Origin of the sequence: Streptomyces sp. NPDC050287 (assembly GCF_044459385.1) — a bacterium.
Lineage (GTDB): Bacteria > Actinomycetota > Actinomycetes > Streptomycetales > Streptomycetaceae > Streptomyces.
In genome coordinates this window covers 1,016,443-1,034,846 of record NZ_JBITIY010000001.1, presented here as the reverse complement: position 1 = coordinate 1,034,846, position 18,404 = coordinate 1,016,443, and the positions used below count along the sequence as shown (strand labels likewise).

Annotated in this window: 13 protein-coding genes and 2 pseudogenes; 8 read left to right on the top strand and 7 right to left on the bottom strand. The window is 70.3% G+C overall.

Annotation, left to right across the window (positions count from 1 at the left end; genetic code table 11):
• Positions 1-22 precede the first annotated feature (22 nt).
• Both ACIBK3_RS04550 and ACIBK3_RS04545 read right to left on the bottom strand, forming a co-directional pair.
• The gene (locus ACIBK3_RS04550) at positions 23-928 is read right to left on the bottom strand and encodes an NADP-dependent oxidoreductase (protein ID WP_399361780.1); all 906 of its coding nucleotides are present in this window, start codon (positions 926-928) and stop codon (positions 23-25) included.
• Positions 929-1,612: 684 nt separating this feature from the next.
• The gene (locus ACIBK3_RS04545; protein ID WP_399361778.1) at positions 1,613-2,323 is read right to left on the bottom strand and encodes a hypothetical protein; all 711 of its coding nucleotides are present in this window, start codon (positions 2,321-2,323) and stop codon (positions 1,613-1,615) included.
• Positions 2,324-2,595: 272 nt separating this feature from the next.
• On the opposite strand from ACIBK3_RS04545, the gene ACIBK3_RS04540 reads away from it, so the two are divergent.
• Positions 2,596-5,298 carry an ABC transporter substrate-binding protein gene (locus ACIBK3_RS04540; protein WP_399361776.1) on the top strand — a complete coding sequence of 901 codons (2,703 nt, stop codon included), beginning with the start codon at positions 2,596-2,598 and terminating at the stop codon, positions 5,296-5,298.
• A 371-nt stretch (positions 5,299-5,669) separates the two neighbouring features.
• Here the strand turns inward: ACIBK3_RS04540 and ACIBK3_RS04535 are convergent.
• Positions 5,670-6,041, bottom strand: a pseudogene (locus tag ACIBK3_RS04535) (cation:dicarboxylate symporter family transporter); the annotation flags it as partial.
• Positions 6,042-6,054: 13 nt separating this feature from the next.
• A pseudogene (locus ACIBK3_RS04530) lies at positions 6,055-6,189 on the bottom strand (LysR family transcriptional regulator); the annotation flags it as partial.
• A 179-nt stretch (positions 6,190-6,368) separates the two neighbouring features.
• Between ACIBK3_RS04530 and ACIBK3_RS04525 the strand changes: the two are divergent.
• From ACIBK3_RS04525 to ACIBK3_RS04515, 3 genes are all read left to right on the top strand, one after another.
• Complete coding sequence (locus ACIBK3_RS04525; RefSeq protein WP_399361774.1) at positions 6,369-6,518, top strand: hypothetical protein; 150 nt, start codon at positions 6,369-6,371, stop codon at positions 6,516-6,518.
• Between the two features lie 31 nt (positions 6,519-6,549).
• Positions 6,550-9,003 carry a beta-glucosidase gene (locus ACIBK3_RS04520; protein WP_399361772.1) on the top strand — a complete coding sequence of 818 codons (2,454 nt, stop codon included), beginning with the start codon at positions 6,550-6,552 and terminating at the stop codon, positions 9,001-9,003.
• Between the two features lie 138 nt (positions 9,004-9,141).
• Complete coding sequence (locus ACIBK3_RS04515; RefSeq protein WP_399361770.1) at positions 9,142-10,746, top strand: carboxylesterase/lipase family protein; 1,605 nt, start codon at positions 9,142-9,144, stop codon at positions 10,744-10,746.
• Between the two features lie 208 nt (positions 10,747-10,954).
• On the opposite strand, the gene ACIBK3_RS04510 is transcribed toward ACIBK3_RS04515, so the two are convergent.
• Together ACIBK3_RS04510 and ACIBK3_RS04505 are read right to left on the bottom strand one after the other, a co-directional pair.
• Positions 10,955-11,764 carry a DUF4232 domain-containing protein gene (locus tag ACIBK3_RS04510; protein WP_399361768.1) on the bottom strand — a complete coding sequence of 270 codons (810 nt, stop codon included), beginning with the start codon at positions 11,762-11,764 and terminating at the stop codon, positions 10,955-10,957.
• 96 nt (positions 11,765-11,860) lie between these two features.
• On the bottom strand, positions 11,861-12,790 hold the full coding sequence (locus tag ACIBK3_RS04505; RefSeq protein WP_399361766.1) for a L,D-transpeptidase: 930 nt from the start codon (positions 12,788-12,790) through the stop codon (positions 11,861-11,863).
• A 101-nt stretch (positions 12,791-12,891) separates the two neighbouring features.
• On the opposite strand from ACIBK3_RS04505, the gene ACIBK3_RS04500 reads away from it, so the two are divergent.
• A complete protein-coding gene (locus tag ACIBK3_RS04500) occupies positions 12,892-13,383 on the top strand; it encodes a SigE family RNA polymerase sigma factor (protein ID WP_399361764.1) in 492 nt (163 codons plus the stop codon).
• Entirely contained in the window at positions 13,373-13,984 is a 612-nt protein-coding gene (locus ACIBK3_RS04495) for a L,D-transpeptidase (RefSeq protein WP_399361762.1), read from the top strand. The genes ACIBK3_RS04500 and ACIBK3_RS04495 overlap by 11 nt, the downstream gene beginning before the upstream one ends.
• A gap of 135 nt (positions 13,985-14,119) precedes the next feature.
• Here the strand turns inward: ACIBK3_RS04495 and ACIBK3_RS04490 are convergent, their stop codons facing one another.
• A complete protein-coding gene (locus tag ACIBK3_RS04490) occupies positions 14,120-15,178 on the bottom strand; it encodes a VWA domain-containing protein (protein WP_399362121.1) in 1,059 nt (352 codons plus the stop codon).
• Positions 15,179-15,436: 258 nt separating this feature from the next.
• Between ACIBK3_RS04490 and ACIBK3_RS04485 the strand changes: the two genes are divergently transcribed.
• A complete protein-coding gene (locus ACIBK3_RS04485; RefSeq protein WP_399361760.1) occupies positions 15,437-17,587 on the top strand; it encodes a molybdopterin cofactor-binding domain-containing protein in 2,151 nt (716 codons plus the stop codon).
• Positions 17,588-17,609: 22 nt separating this feature from the next.
• Complete coding sequence (locus ACIBK3_RS04480; protein ID WP_399361758.1) at positions 17,610-18,065, top strand: (2Fe-2S)-binding protein; 456 nt, start codon at positions 17,610-17,612, stop codon at positions 18,063-18,065.
• The last annotated feature ends 339 nt before the right edge of the window (positions 18,066-18,404 follow it).

Below are 18,404 nucleotides of genomic sequence, written 5' to 3'. Positions count from 1 at the left end.
ACAAGAGGGAAAGCGGGCGTGATCAGTCGAGGGTGAGGACGAGCTTGCCCCGGACATGCCCGGCATCGCTGACCTGCTGGGCCGTGGCGGCCTGGGCGAGCGGGTAGGCGGTGACGGTGGTGACGACCTTGCCGGTCGCGGCGTCCTGCGCCAGCGCGGCCAGGCGGGCGGCCGAGCGTTCCTGGCCACCGCTGGAGAAGGTGATGCCGAGTTGGTGCGCGCGGAAGTCGGCGATGGTGACGATGCGCTCGGTGCCGCCCCGCAGGGCGATGGAGTCCTCCAGGGCTCCCTTCCCGGCCAGGTCGAACACCGCGTCCACGCCGTCGGGGGCGAGTGCTCGGACCCGCTCGACCAGGCCCTCGCCGTAGAGGGTCGCGGTGGCGCCGAGCGAGGTGAGGTAGTCCTGGTTGGCGGGGCCGGCGGTGGCGATGACACGCGCTCCGCGGGCCGTGGCGAGCTGGACCGCCAGGGTGCCGACCGCTCCGGCCGCGCCGTGCATCAGTACGGTCTCCCCGGCGGCGACGCCCAGCAGGTCCAGGACCCGCTCGGCCGTCTCGCCCGCCACCGGCAGCGCGACCGCGTGCTGCCAGTCGAGGCCGGCGGGCTTGGGGGCCACTGTGGTGGCCAGAGCGTACTGGGCGTACGAGCCGGTGTCCGACCAGCCCAGCACCTCATCGCCCACCTGTACGTCGGGCACGCCCTCACCCAGGGCGTCCACCACGCCGGCGAGCTCGGCACCAGGGACGGCAGGGAGCTGCGTGGGGAACGCGGCCTCCATTGCCCCGGAACGGATCTTGCCGTCCAGCGCGTTCAGGCCGGCCGTCTTGACGCGGACGCGGATCTGCCCGGGGCCGGGCTGCGGGACCTCGACGTCCGCCTCGCGCAGCACTTCCGCGCCTCCGAAACGGTCGAACAGGATGGCTTTCATGACGACTCCTCTCGTGTCGCCACCCATTTAGGTGGCTGGACACATAATCAACGTAACAGCAAACATGTGGCTAGCCAAGTATTTGCCTCCGCTCGGGCCGCGCAGGATCGGTCGCGGTCGCGCACCGGCCCCCTCGGGGCGGCGGACGAAGCGGGAGGCGCCTCGCCTGAGCACGCCTTCCGCGGCCAACGGCCGCCTCTGCCGGGAGCTGGACGAGCGGGCCGGTCAGACCCTGGCGGTGCGCGGCTCCTTCTGGGGGGCCCGGGTCGGCTCGCGGTCGGCCGCCTGGTTCCGGCCCGGGGCGGCTCGCGGTCGGCCGCCTGGTTCGGGCCCGGGGCGGCTCGCGGTCGGCCGCCCGGGCGACCTCCAGCACTGAGACCGGGGCGCTGCGCATCCGCCAAGATCGTCAGCTCGCCCATTGCTCGCCCGGAGTGAGAACCGCCCACTCCGACGGCCGTTTGGAGGCAGGCCCTCGGGACCGGTAAGCCCGCATGTTCCGTGTCGCCTGTTCGCGACCGAGTCCACATGGGGGCTCGTTTTCGCGGCCGAGTCCACATGGGGGCTCGCGCTGAGTGATCAGGGCGAGCTTGGCGGACGTCGATCGCCACGGGCTACCGCAGCCTGGCGCGGACAACGTGCGAACGCGTCCGACCATGCCTGAGGGCACCAAGGCAGTCCTTGCTGTCAGGGGAGGTCCGGGCACTCCTCGGCAAAGCCCTGCGAGACGGGCTGCCATGCGCCGTGGTCCTCACGCCCGCTGAGTCGGTCCGCTTCCTTCGCGGCCTCGATCAGCTGAGCGGTGGTCAAGGGGACGGTCGCCGCGAAAACCCGCCCCAGGTGGTGGCAGTGCAGCATCGGGCGGAGCTCCTCCGCATACGGCTCATCGGCGACCGCGAAGAGATCGGGGAGGGTCCAGCCCAGCGGACCTGCCACGGCAGACAGCTGCTGCCGGCGGTGCGGACTCGCGTCCCAGCGCCACACCATCCCGTGCAGGGTGCTGAGGGACAGTCCCATGAACGGCAGTTCGCGGATGCCGAAGCCGCGATTGCGGATCAGCGCGCCGAGCACCGCGGCGAACCTGGTCTCGGCGGGACGGCGGCCCGGCCACGCCGGCTGCACGGAGGGTTCTGGAGTGGCGACGCGAGGCAACGAGCGGACGAAAGCCTCCAGCGCGGCGAGCTGCAGGTGGTCGCAGTAGCTGACGCAGTATGCGAACCGCCCCATGACCCTGGCGTCGCGGTCCGGGGGAAGTAGTTCCGCCGGTACGGGGTGGCCTGCGACAACGAGAAGGTCGGCGGCCGGTATGTCGAGTTCGGCGGCAAGTCCGATGAGTCGCTGCGGGGCGGTTTCAGTTCTTCTCGCGGCGAGGCTGCCCAGAATGATGGCCCGTTCCATGTGAGGAAGGTAGCGGGGGGCTCACCTTCGGTGATCACCCGGGCGTATCGGCTCCAGGTTCCACCGGCTTCGACGACACTTCCTGCTTTCGCCCGAGATCCGGACACAGCAGCAGGTGAAAGCACAGGTTAAGGCTTGGTAACGCACCTGTGGGGGGTGCGCCCCGGTCGTCTAGCGTGATGGGTCACTTGCTGGAACACCAGGCGCACGGGGGAGCCGTGGAACCTGTCTTCGCGTCCGCAGACCGGCTGTTCATGCTTATCAACAGACTCGTGCGCCGTCCCGGACGAGGCGAGTTACCGGCCGAGGTACCCGGGCGGGACGGCCTGCCCGTGCTCAGTCTGATCGGTGACGACCAGGAGGGGCTCGCCGAACAGATCGCACGGGCGCTCGGCGCGGCGGAACCCCGGCGCGTGCCGCACGAGTTCGTCGACGTGGACACCATGCGGCGGGAGGTCCGCGACGAACGGGGCAGTGACGAGTCCGCCCCCGACCACCTCCCGCCGCCCTGGCAGCGGTCCGAGCTGTGCCGGCGGATGCTCGTCAGGCTCGCGGCCGAGTACTCCTCCGCGCGCAACGGGCGGGACCAGCGCGTACGCTTCCGGCGGTTCGGCCTCGTCAACTGGCTGCTGGAGATGACCTACACGGCGGAGGAACCGAACTCCCAGCACGCCCAGGACATGTTGCGCCGACTGCGGGACCGCGAGATCCAGCGCCGGCCGCTGCTCGGGTTCGCCCGCAGCCCCAGCACCGAGGTGGCGTTGCAGGGAAGCGTGCCGTGGTGGGCGTACCTCCTCGGGCTGCACGTGCTGCCGCTGGTGTGGTTCCGGGCATGGCGGGTGCTGGGCAGCGAGTACCGGTGGCTGCTGCGGCAGCCGTACATGGCGCCCGGCGACCCGGGGACCTTCGACGGGTTCGCGCTACGGCTCACCCAGCCCCGCTGGGGGCGCGAAGACCCGGTGCAGATCACCAAGCTGATGATCAACGCCTTTCTGGAGGACCTGCGCGTGGCCTACCGGCGCCGTCCCTGGCGGCGCCGCGCCTACCGGCGTACGGCCTACTGCGTGGCGTACCTGAAGGGGGTGAGCGAGTCCAACGACGGACGGGCACTGGTGCGTACGGTCGCTCAGGTGCGCAACGAGACCGGGGCGTTCGATCCGCTGCTGATCGTGACGAGCTGCGGCGAGAACGACCACGACCACGCAGACGTGGTGGAGCTCGACGACGAGCTCGGCCCGTACGAGACGTGGTGCGAGTCGCTGCGGACACAGGGACGCAGCCGAACCGTCGACTTCTGGTACCTGCCGGTCAAAGTGTCCGCGCCGCTGCCGGAAAGCCACTACGGCCTGGCCCGGCAGCGGGTGCGCAACTCCGCGGCGGCCCGGATCTCCGTGCCGCGCCCGCCGCGCGGCACGGGCCCCCTGCCGATCGTCGGCGCCGCCCTCACCGCCCTCCTCCTGGTCGCCGCCGGAATCGGCTACGCCATCGCCGGCGAGCGGGACTGGCAGGAGCAGCACTGCGGGCTGAGCCGCTCCCACCAGGACGCCGACACCCTGGTGCGGGAGTCCACGGGGGAGTGCGTCGGGGTCGCCCCGCACGGGTACGCCTTCGGTTCCGACGACGGGTCGGTGAAGAAGACGCTCGCCACCATCGCGGAGCAGAACACCGAGGCCGAGCGCATCCACCGGGAGGTCCCCGGCCGGCCGCTCGTGACCCTTGTCCACCTGTCGGCCCTCCTCAGCCCCAACGGAGAGGCGTCCGGTGCTCAGTCGTACGCGCGCGAGCAGTTGCAGGGCGCGGCCAGCGCACAGCGGCGGCAGCTCGACCGGCGCGGGGAGAACGATCCCGTGCTGCGGATCTTCCCGGCCGCCGCGGGTTCCGGCATGCGCTACGGGGACGTGGTCGCGCGGATCATAGAGCGGATGATGCGCACCGATCCGACCATCGTCGGCATCACCGGCCTGGACCAGAGCCGCAAGGCCACGATCACGACGATCGGCGAACTCACCCGTGTCGGGCTCCCGATGGTCGCCACCACCCTCTCGGCCGACTCCCTCGACGACCACTCGCCCCTCTACTACCAGGTCTCACCGCAGAACCGGCGCGAGGCCGAGGTCGCCGCCGCGTACGCCGGGAGCCTCGCGCACGAGGGCGGGCTGAAGGCGCGCAGGGTGCGGGTCGTGTACTCCGCGGATCCGACCGACGAGTACAGCAGGAACCTGCGGGACGACGCTGTCGCGTCCTTCTCCGGTGCGGACTTCGCCGTCGAGGAGCAGCCCTACACGCCCTCGCCTTCGTCCGACGTGACAGCCTCGGGCCAGCCCGGCGCGCGGAGCGTCGGCGAGCAGGCCTGTCACTACAAAGGGCTGGTCTTCTTCGCCGGCCGGTCCGAGGACTTCGAGACGATCCTGAACGCGGCCAACGACACCTGCGGTTCCAGCCCGCCCGTCTTCCTCGGCGGGGACGACGTGGCGCGCCTCGGCGCCGACCCGTCCCGGCGCGGGAACTACCCGCGGATCCCTTACGAGTTCCTGGACTTCACCCTCGGCTCCGCCTCCTGCAACGGTCCCAGCGACCTCTACGGCACCATGAAGAAGCTCTTCCCCGAAGAGTGCGAGCAGGTCGAGAACACCTCCCTCGACGGTCATGCGGCGCTCGCGTTCGACGCGGTGAACCTCTACCTCAAGGCCGTCGGCCGCCTCCAGGACACAGCACCCCGCATGCCGATCACCGCATCCGCCGTATGGCAGGCTCTCAGCCGCATCCACGGCGATGCCGCTCTCGACGGGGAGAGCGGCCGCATCGACTTCGGCGGTGTCGTGGACCAGCAGATCCCGCTCGACAAGCTCATCTCCATCCAGCGCGTGGAAGGGACCAAGCGGCCCAAGCAGGTGGCTTTCTGCGGACGTTGGGGCAGCCTCCGTCAGGGCACTTGGTGTCCGGAGCCCGAGACCGGCACGACGCGGAAGCGTTGACGCGGGAGGCCTGGCGGCGTGCAGATCTTCGACTTGTCTTCTTGACCTTGGTCCGGGTGGAGTCGGGAGCGGGGAACGTCGCGACGTCGGCTGGTGTGCGAAGGCGGGCGGTAGAAGCGTTGATGTGGTGGCCGTGTGCGTCCAGCGGTCTGCTTGCCGGGGTCGAGGCGCGGCCTCGGCAGGGGAGGCCGGGCGGCCCCCCGGCGTCTTCCAGAAGGCCGCCGGTTGGTGCCGTACGGACGGCATCCGGGGTCGCGGCGCTCGACGTCCCCGCTCTGCACCGCCGTTGACCTGGAGGAATGAGCGCTGTGTTCCTGGTCACGAGAAGAGCCGGTCCGGAGCCCGAGCTCCGGACCGGCTGTGTGGATACGTCAGCCGTCAGCCGGCACGGGAGCACGGTCCGTTCCGGCCGCTTCCTTGACGTCGGCGGCCCCGGCCTTCTCACCCGGTGCGGGATCGGCGTGCGGCTCGGGGGTGTGATCGGCCTCGGGGGCGGAGGTGTACGGGATCTCGCCGCGGAGGACGGCCCTGGCGCGGTCCTCGTCCAGTTCCCCTTCCCACTTGGCCACCGCCAGGGTGGCGACGCCGTTGCCGACCACGCTGGTCAGTGCCCGGGCCTCGGACATGAAGCGGTCGATGCCGAAGATGAGGGCCAGTGCGGCGACGGGGACGTGCGGAACGGCGCTGAGGGTGGCGGCCAGGGCGATGAAGCCGGAGCCGGTGACTCCGGCGGCGCCCTTGGTGTTGGACGCCGAGCAGCCGTTCCAGGTCCGCGACGGCGCGGCTGAGCGAGGACTGGGAGACGTGCATCTCCGCAGCGGCCGCGGTGAAGCTCGCGGCCCGGGCGACGGCCGCGTATGCCGTCAGTTGTCGCAGGGTGGTGGCCTCCATGGCCGACGAGTGCAGGGCGCCTGCGTTGATTGATGCGTTCATCGCATGGACAGATCTCGGTTTGATGCTGGACACCGATCCGGTGGTGCTCCGAAACTCTCGCGTAACACCTCGGCTTTGCCCCCGCCCAGCCCCGCCCACCGCCGCCGAGGGCCGTCCCCGAGAAAGCGAGCGCCACCTTGCCGGCAGCCCTGGGCTTCGCCACGATCGCCGTACTCCTGCTGGTCACCATGACCAAACGGGTCTCGGCACTGGTCGCTCTGATCCTGTTTCCGGTGCCGGCGGCGCTCATCGGCGGCTTCGCGGACGATCTGGGCGAGTACATGTGAATCGTCGAGTATTCGTTGAAGAGGAGCCCGCATGGAGTTCACTCGGACATCGTTACGGCGTCGCAGGAAAGGCCGGTTGCGCCGCACCGGGCTGATCGCGGGAGCGAGCGCGATGCTCCTTGCCGCAGGCACGGCCGTGGCCCCCGGCGCCTCGGGCGCGGGCGACGCCCGGGGCACCGGCAGCGTGTCTCCCCGCGTCGCCGCCCTCATCGCGAGGATGTCGCTGGACGAGAAGTTGTCCTTCGTCCATGGAGGCACCGATCCCCGGAAACTCGGCCAGGCCGGATACATCCCCGGGGTTCCCCGCCTCGGTATCCCCGAACTGCGGCTCACCGACGGGCCGGCGGGCGTCCGGGTCAACGCGCACGCCACCGCGATGCCGGCGCCGGTCGCGCTCGCCTCGTCCTTCGACGACCGACTGGCCCGTACGTTCGGCCAGGTCATCGGACGCGACGGCCGTGCGCTCGGCCAGGACGTGCTGCTCTCACCGATGACGAACATCATTCGGGTGCCGTACGCGGGGCGGAACTTCGAGACCTTCAGTGAGGACCCGCTGCTCAGCTCACGCATGGTGTCCGGCGAGATCGCGGGCGTTCAGAGCCAGGGCCTGATCGCCACCGTCAAGCACTACGCGGAGAACAACCAGGAAGACAACCGCATGGGGGTGAACGTCAACGTCGACGAGCAGACCCTGCGTCAGATCGAGCTGCCCGCCTTCGAGGCCGCCGTCAAGGCCGGCGCCGGTGCGGTGATGTGCTCGTACAACTCGGTGAACGGCAAGCACGGCTGCGGCAGCGACGAACTGCTCGACTCGATCCTCAAAGAGCAGTGGGGCTTCCAGGGCTGGGTCATGTCGGACTGGAGCGCGGCCCACGCGACGACCGACATCGTGAACGGCCTCGACCAGGAGATGCCGAGCGGTGTCTTTCTGGGCGACGAACTGAAGACCGCGATAACGAACGGCACCATTCCGGTCTCGGAGCTGAACGACGCGGTCGCCCGCATCCTGGGCCAGATGAAGAAATTCGGTCTCCTCGACGGCGCCGCGGGCCGACGGCCCGCACGCGACCCGAAGGGCGGCGCCCAGATCGCGCAGAAGGTGGCCGAGTCCGGCTCCGTCCTGCTGAAGAACACCGGCAAGGCGCTTCCGCTGACCGGCAAGGACACCAGCATCGGAGTCATCGGCCCGACGGCGAAGACGCCGAAGGTCACCGGCGGCGGCAGCTCCTACGTCGTACCGGACTCAGCGTCCTCGCCGCTGGACACCATCACGCAGCGGGCCGGCCGGAATGCCAAGGTGCGTTACGCCGCCGGCGGCGACAACACCGGCGCCCCCATTCCCGCGGCGGCCCTCAACCCCGCCCTGCCGGTCGGCTCGGACGGCACGATCCCCGTCACACCGGACGCCTCCTTCAACTACAGCGGCACCCTCACCGTGCCGGCCGACGGCGACTACTCCTTCGTCTACGACCTTCCCGCGGCGTACGGCACGCTGAAGATCGACGGCAAGAGCGTCATCACCGGCTTCCTGGGTTCCAGCAGCGCCACGGTGCACCTGACGGCGGGAACGCACAGCATCGCGGCCGGCGCCTCCGCGATCCAGGGCGCACCGACCAAGATCCGGCTGAACTGGGTCACCCCGCAGGCCGCGCGGGCCGCCCGGGAGCAGGCCGTGGCCCTGGCCCGCCAGGTGAAGACCCCCATCGTCTTCGCCTACGACGACGGAACCGAGGGCTTCGACCGGAAGAGCCTCTCCCTGCCGGCCGACCAGAACGGGCTCATCTCCGCCGTCGCCGACGCCAACCCGAACACGATCGTCGTCCTCAACACGGGATCGTCGGTCACCATGCCATGGCTGTCCAAGGTCAAGGCGGTGCTCGACACGTACTACCCCGGGGAAAACGGGGCCGAGGCCACCGCCCGGCTGCTCTACGGCGACGTGAACCCGTCGGGCAGGACCACCCAGACGTTCCCCGCGAGCGAGTCCGCCACACCGGTCGCCGGCGACCCGCTCAGGTACCCGGGAGTGGACAACCAGGAGAACTACTCCGAGGGCGTCTACGTGGGCTACCGCTGGTACGACAAGGAGAAGGCCGCCCCGCTGTTCCCCTTCGGCCACGGCCTGTCGTACACCTCCTTCGCCTACCGCGACCTCGCGGTACGGCAGAGTCACGGCGGGGTGACCGTCTCGTTCACCCTGAAGAACACCGGCACCCGTGACGGCGACGAGGTCGCCCAGGTCTACGTCGGTGCGAGCCCGAAGACCACCGCGCCGCAGGCGGTGCGCTCGCTCGGCGGCTACGAGAAGGTGCATCTGCGCGCCGGTGAGTCGAAGACCGTACACATCCGGGTCGACGCCCAGCAGTTGAAGTACTGGAACACGTCCTCCCACGCCTGGGTGCTCGGCACCGGGCACCGGGAGGTGTGGGTCGGCTCCTCGTCGCGGACGCTCCCCCTGCACGGCGGGGTCGACGTCACGCGCTGACCGCACGGCTCGCACCGTCAACCGGGTGCCGAGCCGCGTCTGATGCCGGGCCCGCCCGGGCCCGGCTCCCTCCCCCCACCACCAAGGGTGCCCGGCCGCGCCGCCGCGGCCGGCACCCGGCCAGAGAGGTTCTCATCCATGACTGCCAGCAGAATCCGTACTGTCCTGGGCGGCGCGTTAGCCATGTCCCTCGCCGTCGTCGGGCTGCTGCCCGCGACGGCCTCCGCGAGTGCGCCGACCGTGGTGCCCACCGACAAGGGCGCTGTGCGCGGCGCCACCTCGAAGGGCGTCGAGAGGTTCCTCGGCATCCCCTACGCGGCGGCGCCCACCGGCTCCCTGCGCTGGAAGCCGCCGCAGCCCGCGGCGCGGTGGACCGGCGTCCGGGACGCGGCCGATTTCGGCAATCCCTGCCCCGTACTGCCCAGCGGCAACGGACCACGCAGCGAGACCGAGGACTGCCTCGACGTCAACGTGTGGCGGCCGTCGGGCGTACGGGCCGGCGCCCGCCTTCCGGTGCACGTCTTCATCCACGGCGGTGGCCTGACCAACGGCAGCGGCTCGCAGAACGACGAGTCGAAGCTCGTCAAGGAGACGGGTGTCATCGGCGTCTCGCTCAACTACCGACTCGGCGCCTTCGGCTTCCTCGGCCTGCCCGCCCTCACCGAGGAGGACGGCGAGTCCGGCAACTACGGGTTCATGGACCAGCAGGCCGCGCTGCGCTGGGTGCAGCGCAACATCGCCGCCTTCGGCGGGGACCCCGATGAGGTCACCATCGACGGCGAGTCCGCGGGCGGCTGGTCCGTCTGCGGGCATCTGGTGTCGCCCGGCTCGCGCGGGCTGTTCGCCCGCGCCATGATCCAGAGCGGCTCCTGTACCAGCGGACCGCAGGCCCGGGCGGAGGCCGCCGGGACGGCGTTCGCCCGGCAGGCGGGCTGCGACGGCACGGCTCAGGCGGCCGTCCTCGACTGTCTGCGGTCGGCTTCGGTGGGTACGCTCCTCGACGCGAGCCGGACCTTCTCGGCCGGCTTCGTGGACGGGACTGGGACGTTCCCGACCGGAGTACGCGAGGCGCTGGACAGCGGGGGGTTCGCCCGTGTGCCCGTCGTCGTCGGTGCCAACCGTGACGAGGGCCGCACCTTCGCCGCGGGCTACATAGGCGCGGGCAAGGAGGCCTACCTCGCCTTCGTCCAGGGCATCGCCGGCGCCCGCGCCGACGAGGTCCTCGCCCGTTACCCCTGGCCCGATACGTCCGACCGGTACACCGCGGCGTACCTCATCGGCGGGATCATGACCGACTCGGGGATGATCTCGGGGATCGGAGGGTGCGGACTCCGCTCGCTCGCCCGGACCTTCGCGCGGTACACCCCCACCTATGCGTACGAGTTCGACCACCGGACCGGCCCTGGCCTGACGCAGATCCCCGGCTACGTCTGGGGGGCCGGCCACGCCGCGGAACTCGCCTACATCTGGCCCAGCTTCAACAACGGCACACCCATCGCCCCGCTGTTCAACGCCGACGAGCGCCGGCTCGCCCACGAGATGACGCGGTACTGGGGCGCGTTCACGAAGACCGGCCGGCCGGCCGTCGCCCGGCAGACGAGCTGGCCCGGCTATCACAGCGGCAAGGGCCTGATGCTGTCGCTGCGGGCGGGGGGCAGGAGTGCCCTGATCGACGATGACCGGTACTCGACGGAACACCAGTGCGCGTTCTGGGAGACGATGCCGGGCACACAGCACTCCTGAGCAGGCCGGGGACTGGAAACGGAGCATCAGCCACCGTGCCAGTCCCCGTCCCTGCCAATGGGGCGTCGGCCCGCCGGCACAGTCCGGTGGGCCGACGCCGTTCACGTCTGCGCCGGTGGTCGGCGAGCATTGTCCCGACAGCCGATTCTGCCGGCGTCGTAGACCTGGAGGGTCCCGGGTCCCCGTCGGCGCGGTCTTCGGTCGATGGTCAGTTGCCGCCTGCGGCCTTGAACATGTTGTTCTCAACCGTCTTGCGGCTGATGTTCCAGTACGAGACAAGGGGGTCGTCGTCGATGTTCAGGAAGGGCGTCTCGTCGGGCAGCGGGACGTCGATCGGCCGGCTGTCCGCATCGACGTTGGAGACGCGACCCGCGAGGCTGACGGTCATGGTCTCCACGACGTCGGTCCGCGCGCCGGTCCGGAAAAGGAGCATGCCTGCGTACGCCTTCTTGCCCGGCCCGATGGTGGCTCCCTTCATCTCGGACTCCATCGGGCCGACCTGATCTACGCGCCCGTTGTCGAAGCGCACGGTCGGGTAGCGGTAGAGGGCGCATTCCTTGTCGCCGGTGTTGGTGGCCGTGAGGAGGAGGTGCCGGACCGAGTCGTGTGCGTAGGCCGTCGTAGCTATCGAGATGTTCGCGGGAGCGCAGGCGGCCGTGACGCTCTCACCGCTGCCCGACGCACCGGAGTGACCCGAGCCACCGCCCGAGCCCTGCGAGCCGCCGGTCGTGCCGGCGCCCCTGCCGCCGGGCTGGGTGGAGGCGGTCGCGCTCGGGGTGGCGGTCGCGGTGGTGGCCGTGCCGCCGGGCTGGGTGGAGGCGGTCGCGCTCGGGGTGGCGGTCGCGGTGGTGGCCGTGCCGCCGGGCTGGGTGGAGGGGGTCGCGCTCGGGGTGGCGGTCGCGGTGGTGCCCGCGCCGTTGTTCGTGCCGTCCGGCTCGCAGGCCGTGGTGGAGAGGAGGGCGGCGAGGGCCGCCGCTCCCAGGACGGAAAACTTCCAGTTCTTGCGCGCGACGTGCATGGTGGTCCCCGTTGTCCTTACGTGGTTGAACTTGCCTGGCTGGTCATTGGACTCTGCTCCGGAGAGACTGCTGCCCTCCGGCTCCCGGTTCCGGCGCTAGCGCGACGATCTGCCCGCAAGCCACTGGTCCCAGGGGATGTTCCAGTCGCCGTAGCCGTTGCCGGGAGCGACGGTGTCCTTGGAGTGGACGACGCGGATGATGTCACCGGGGATGACCTCGTCGAAGAAGCGCCGCGCGGTGCCGTCGGTGGCGAGGCCGACGCAGCCGTGGGTGACGTTCTGGCTGCCGGCGTAACGGTCGGCCTTGGGGTTCTCGTGGAGGTAGGTGCCGGAGGCGGTGAGGTGGACGGCGTAGTCGTAGTAGCCCCGGTAGGCGTCACCGTAGCCAACGGTGCGCGAGTCCATGAAGACGCGGCGCTGCTTGTCGGCGACGACCATGGTGCCGTTCCAGGTGTCCATTCCGGGTGCGCCGGCGGTGATGGGGACGCGGCGGGTGACACCGTCCTTGACCACGGTCATGGTGTGGGCGGCGACGTCCACCGTGGCGACCAGCGAACGGCCGACTGCGAAGTGGCGGGCAGCGGCTGAGCCCGCCCGGAAGGTGATGGCGGTGCCGGGGGCCCAGGGAGTGCGGGGGCGGTAGTCGAGGCGCTGACCGTCGAGGAGGTTGCGGTCCTTGATCCAGCTCCAGGCACCCGTGACATGCGGGGCGGTGGTGACGGTCAAGGCCCCCTGGACGGCGGCCCGTTGGGCGCTGGGGACGGGGCGGTCGAAGGTGAGCGATATCGGCATGCCGACGCCGACCGTCCGGTCGTCGGCGATGTTGACGTGTACGCCCTTGAGGGCCGCGGGATCCGGTATGGGTGTCGGCGTGGCCGTACGTGTGGGCGGGGGCGCCGGTGCGGTGGTCGCCGGCGCTGGACTCGCGCCGGCCACCGGCTTCGCGCAGGCCGCGAGCGCGAGTGCGCAGGCGGCTGCCGCTGTCCAGGCCAGGGCCGCGTGACGAATCCTGACTCCCGTGGTCATCGGGTTCCCCCCTCGTTGTGCTTCGATGTACGCGACCTGTACGCACGGCGGGTCAGGTCGGGTTGCACGCGATGGCGTGAATTTTTCGGGGGCGGCGGGAGATGACGGAGGACGAGTTCTACGCGTTCTACGCGTCGGCGTTCCCGCGGCTGGTGGGCCAGTTGTTCGCCATGACCGGTGACCACGGCGAGGCGCAGGATGTCGTGCAGGAGGCGTTCGTACGGGCCTGGGACCGGCGGAGCGACTTCCTCGCCGACGAGGCGCCGGAGGCGTGGATCCGTACGGTGGCCACCCGGCTGGCCGTGAGCCGCTGGCGCCGGGCGCGGCGCTGGCTGGAGCTCGTACGGCGTACGCCGCCGGAGGCGCACACGCCCGGGCCGGGCCCGGAACACGCCGCGCTGGTCGAGGCATTGCGGCAGTTGCCGGAGGTCCAGCGGATCGCGATCGTGCTGCACCACCTGTGCGACCTGAGCGTGGAGCAGGTAGCCTCCGAGACCGGCGCCCCCCTCGGGACGGTCAAGGCCCGGCTGACGCGCGGCCGGGCGGCGCTCGCCGGGCACTTGGGGGAGAAGGAGGACGGCCGTGTCCGATGACCGCGACCTCATCACCGCGCTGCGGGATGTCGCCGACGCCCACCAGACGCCCCCGCGGGTCCCCGGCACGGAGATCCGCCGCCGGGCGGCTTGGCGCAGACGCCGACGGCACGGGGCTCTCGCCGGAACCGCCGTCGCCGCCGTCGTGGCAGCCGTCGTCATCGGCTTCACCACCGGACTCGGCGGCACCGAGCAGCGTCCGGCTGCGGCGGCGTCGGGTACCGCGCCCTCGCCCGCCGCCACGGTCGACCTCTCCCGGCGGCTGCTGACCATCGCCGGCCGCGAGCTGGCCGTCTCGTCGGGCAGGGCCCAATACCCCACGCCGACCGGGCTGATGACCGTGACCGCCAAGTTCCCCACGAAGACCATGGACAGCGCGGAGCTCGGCCTCGGCAACGGCAACGGATACGATCTCACGCTGCCGTGGGTCGTCGAACTGCGCACGGCCGACGGGCGTACGAACTACGTCGTCGCTCTGAACTACGACGAGAAGGCACCCGGCAAGAGCGATGTGACGCATGGCTGGATCGGGTTGCGGACGGCCGACGCCAAGTGGCTGTACGCGCAGGTGAAACCCGGCATGGTGCTCAGCGTCAGCTAGAGCGGGTGCGGACCGGTGACGCAGTCCGTGGCGGCCTCCCGGACACCGCCGCCCGAGGGCGACCACACTCCCGGGCCGCAGGCAGACGCGACGCCCGACGCGAAACCCGAGGCGGTCGAGGAGGCCGACCCGATTTCACAGCATGATGAGCAGACGCGTCTTCGGCTTGAGTTTCCTGTTCACCGAACGACTCTGTACGTACACCTCCAACTTGGGATTGTTCCCCGCTTTCACGGAGACGGTCCCCTGGACATCGGAGCCGAACAAAAGGCTGCGTGCCGCGTCGCCCGTATAGGCGCGGTCGGTGTCCTTCTCGACCACGATGACTTCTTTGTTCTGCTGAACCTGAGCCCGGGCGCCCAGCTGGTAGTAACACGAACCACGTTCGTACGTCACGCCCGGATGCGAGTTGACGAAGGCGCGAATCTCGACTTCCTTGTCGACTTTCAGGAGCCGGTACTTGTCAGCCGGAATCGGTTCGAGGTTCGCCCGCACGTCGTCAACCGATATGTCCTGGCCAACGGCGAACAGGTTCTTCGTGCCGCGCACCCCCTGCTCTCGCCCGCGGAGGAAGCTGGTGGCGGCAGCGCGCACGGTGCCGATCGCCTCCTCGACGCCCTTCTGGGAGTCCGCGTCCCAGATGGCGATGTTCCCGGCCGGGAAACCGTAGTTCTGCGCGGTGCGCTTGGCCAGGGAGTTCGGAACGAGGATCGCCGAGGTCCAGTGGCCCGGAAGCCCGCGCATCTTCGCGGTGATCCTGTCGAGCCAGGGGCCGAGGACGGCCATGTCTCCGTCGTGCCGCCGGTCGCCGCCGGAGGCGTTCTCCTCACCGTCCGTGACGACGATCTGGAGGAAGCTGTGCTCGCCGTATTCCTCCCAGATATGGCCCAGGTCGTCCAGGGACTTCAGAGAAGCCTCGATGAGCGCCGTAGCGCCATTGTTGACCTGATACAGCCCCCGCATGGACGGCAGATGCTTCACGTCCATGTCCCAGACCAGGTTCTCCACCTTGTGGTCGAAGGAATAGAGGCTGATCCGTGTCTCGTGGCCGAGGCTGTCCGACTCGGCCTTCAGTCCCGCCACGAACTCGTCCACAACCCGAATGAGTTGACTCTGGTGCGGACGCATCGAACCCGAACAGTCCACGACCAGCGCGACGTGATTCACCTTGTGCTGGATCTTGTTTGCGGACACGTTTGTGTTCCCCCTCCGAGGCTCCCCGAGTGATGTCCTCACTTTATGGGGAGGCACTGACAACGGCGCTTGACGCTTCATCACCTGCCTGCGTGCAGTGCGGCGTCCGGCATCCAGGAGACGCCGCCGAAGCCGTGCGAGCGGCGTCCGCTCGACCCGGCGGAACACACCCAGGCGGCCGGCTCCCGCAGGCAACCCCGAAGAGTGCTGACCCCTCATACCAGTCGAACCACCGGGATACTCGGAGAGGAGCTCCCCTTGGCCCGCCAGTGGTCCCGCCGGAAGTTCGTCGTCTACTCGCTCGCGGCATCCACGCTGACCGTCGCCGCGCCGCTCGGCTGTGACGCGGCGACGGCGGACGGCGTCGAGCCCACCGCGGCCACGACGCGCCGGCCGTCCGACGTCCTGGTGACCGGCACCGACGAGGAGATGCTGGTCCTCGAAGTCACCGAAGCCAACAAGGTCGTCGTACGACTGCCGCGCGTCGAGGTCGGCCAGGGTGTCACCACCGCGGTCGCCATGATGATCGCCGAGGAGCTGGATGCCCGGCTCGCCGACGTCGACATCCCGCTCGCCGACGCCCGTGCCAAGGGCAACCAGTACACGGGCGGTTCGAGCTCGGTGAGTTCGCTGTACGGTCCGGCCCGTGAGCTGGCCGCCTTGGCGCGTGCCAAGCTGGTGACCGCGGCGGCCAGGCGCTGGAATCTTCCCGCCCGGTTCCTGCGCACCCGGGACACGAAGGTGATCGCACCGGACGGGCGTTCGGCCACCTTCGGTTCACTGACCGCGAGCGCCGCCCGGATCCGCCGGCCGGCCGTGTCGAGCAAACCCAAGCCCGCGTCCCGGCACCGGGTGATCGGGCGGCCGACGACCCGGATCGACGCTCTGGACATCGTCACCGGCAAGGCCGAGTACGCCGGGGACTTGGCGGTGGCCGGAGCGAAGCCGACCGTGGTGGCCCGGCCGCCGACGCTCGGCGGGAAGCTCGTCTCGGTCGACTCCCGGGTCGCACGCGCGATGCCGGGAGTCCACGCCGTCGTCAAGGTCGCTGGTGGGGTCGCCGTGGTGGCAGAGACTTTCCACCACGCTTTCAAGGCGCGGGACGCCCTGCGGATCACCTGGGCACCGGGGCCGCTCGCGTCGCTCTCCGATGCCGCGATCCGCTCGCGGCTGCGGGCCGCCGTCCCACGGCTCGGCAACCCGCCGCGTGGATCGGCGCAGACCGAGGGCGAGTTCGAGTTCGCTTTCGTCAGCCACGCCCCCATGGAGGTGCTGACCGCGGTGGCGGACGTTCGTGCGGGCCACGCGGAGATCTGGTTCTCCTCCCAGGCGCCGATGGACGCGCGGGAGAGCATCGCCTCGGCGGTCGGGCTTCCCAATTCGAAGGTGAAAGTCCACGTCGTACGGGGCGGCGGCTCCTTCGGCCGGCGGCTGGACCACGACGCCGCGATCGAGGCGGCCCTCATCTCGAAGGCGGCACGCCGGCCGGTCAAGCTGATGTGGAGCCGCGCCGACGACATCCGGCACGGCCGGATGCGCCCGGCCAGCCACCACCGGATCCGGGCCAGCCACGCACGGGGCAGGGTGGTGGCGTTCACCCACGCGATGGCCTCGGTGAACGAGTCGTACGAGGGGCAGGGCCTTTCCGCTCAGGGGTCCGTTCAGGGGTCCGCCCGGGGCGGGGTGACGCCGGCCGTCGCACGTGCTTCCGGCCCGCTGCCCAGCGACAGCGGCCTGTACAACTTCGGCCGTGTGTCCGGGGACTCGGGATCGGTCGAACTGGCGATACCCCTCGGCGCCTGGCGGTCGGTGGACTCCGGGACGATGCGGACCGCGGAGGAGATCGTCGTCGACGAGGTCGCGAGGAGCCTGGGAAAGGACCCGATCGCCTTCCGGCGCACCACACTCAGGAACAAGGCCGTCAAAGCCGTGCTCGACAAGGTCGCGGTCGCCGGTGACTGGGGCCGGGCCCTGCCGGCGGGCCAGGCACAGGGCGTCGCCGTCCACGAGGAGTACGGCTCCTGCGTGGCCTGCCTGGTCGAGATCGACGCCACCGACCCGAAGAACCCCCGGGTGACCAGGGTGGTGATGGCGGCCGACGTGGGAACGGCCGTCAACCCGCGCGGCATCGAGGCCCAGCTCATGGGCACCGCGATCGACGGCATCTCCACCGTCCTCCAGGCCGGTCTGCACATCGACCGGGGCGCCGTCCGCGAGAGCAGCTACGCCGACTTCCACTACGCCCGCCAGCGGCACGCCCCGTTGCGCTTCGAGGCACACATCATGCCCTCCCGGCGGGAACCGGGCGGGGCGGGCGAGCTCGGCGTCCCGGCCGCGGCCGGCGCTGTCGCCAACGCCTATGCCCGGGCGACCGGTTCCAAGCCCCGCCGCTTCCCTCTCAACTTCTGACCCGACCTCCGAGAAGGTGCTGATGCCCTCCTACTCCTTCGTCCTCAACGGGAAGCCGGTCACTGTCGAGGCCCCGTCCGACATGCCGGTGCTGTGGGTCCTGCGGGACATGCTGAACGTCACTGGACCCAAGTACGGCTGCGGCGTGGGCGTCTGCCGTGCCTGTACGAGCCACCTCGACGGCGAGGAGATCCAGCCCTGTGTCGTGCGGGTCGCGGACTGTGCGGACCGCGAGGTCACCACGATCGAAGGCCTGGCCGACGGCGACAAGCTGCACCCCGTGCAGCAGGCATGGCTCGACCGCGATGTCGCGCAGTGCGGCTTCTGTCAGCCGGGACAGATCATGGCCGCGGCGGCCCTGCTGAAGAAGACGCCGCAACCGACGGACGCCGACATCGACGGCATCGAGAACGTCTGCCGCTGCGGTACTTACTCCCGGATCCGCGAAGCGATCAAGAAGGCCGCGGCGAACGGCTGACGGCCGGCCCTGGGGGTCAGGGCGTCGCCCCGCCCACCGCTCGGCAGACCCCCTCCTGCTGGAGCTGACCCGGCGTGAGCACGGGACGCTCTCGCTGGTGGCCCAGGGTGCTCCAACGCCGGCGTCGCCGGCCGCGCTTCCTGCTCATCGCCCAGGAGGGGGCAGCGTAGCAATACGTCCCATGCCTCGGGAAGGATCAGGAAGTAGCGGAGTGACCGCATCAGCGCGGGATCATGTCCGTTTCTCTGTAACCAGAGGTAAGTCCTCTCCGTGATCACCTCTTCTGTGTGAAGTATGGACAAGGCTTCCCGTGCGCTCTATATATACATCCCATGTCCG

Bases quoted from the DNA above. Each gene is read 5' to 3' on its own strand.
- ACIBK3_RS04510 (WP_399361768.1), bottom strand. From the start codon at position 11,764: ATGCACGTCGCGCGCAAGAACTGGAAGTTTTCCGTCCTGGGAGCGGCG.
- ACIBK3_RS04520 (WP_399361772.1), top strand. From the start codon at position 6,550: ATGGAGTTCACTCGGACATCGTTACGGCGTCGCAGGAAAGGCCGGTTG.
- ACIBK3_RS04505 (WP_399361766.1), bottom strand. From the start codon at position 12,790: ATGACCACGGGAGTCAGGATTCGTCACGCGGCCCTGGCCTGGACAGCG.
- ACIBK3_RS04550 (WP_399361780.1), bottom strand. From the start codon at position 928: ATGAAAGCCATCCTGTTCGACCGTTTCGGAGGCGCGGAAGTGCTGCGC.
- ACIBK3_RS04515 (WP_399361770.1), top strand. From the start codon at position 9,142: ATGACTGCCAGCAGAATCCGTACTGTCCTGGGCGGCGCGTTAGCCATG.
- ACIBK3_RS04545 (WP_399361778.1), bottom strand. From the start codon at position 2,323: ATGGAACGGGCCATCATTCTGGGCAGCCTCGCCGCGAGAAGAACTGAA.
- ACIBK3_RS04500 (WP_399361764.1), top strand. From the start codon at position 12,892: ATGACGGAGGACGAGTTCTACGCGTTCTACGCGTCGGCGTTCCCGCGG.
- ACIBK3_RS04480 (WP_399361758.1), top strand. From the start codon at position 17,610: ATGCCCTCCTACTCCTTCGTCCTCAACGGGAAGCCGGTCACTGTCGAG.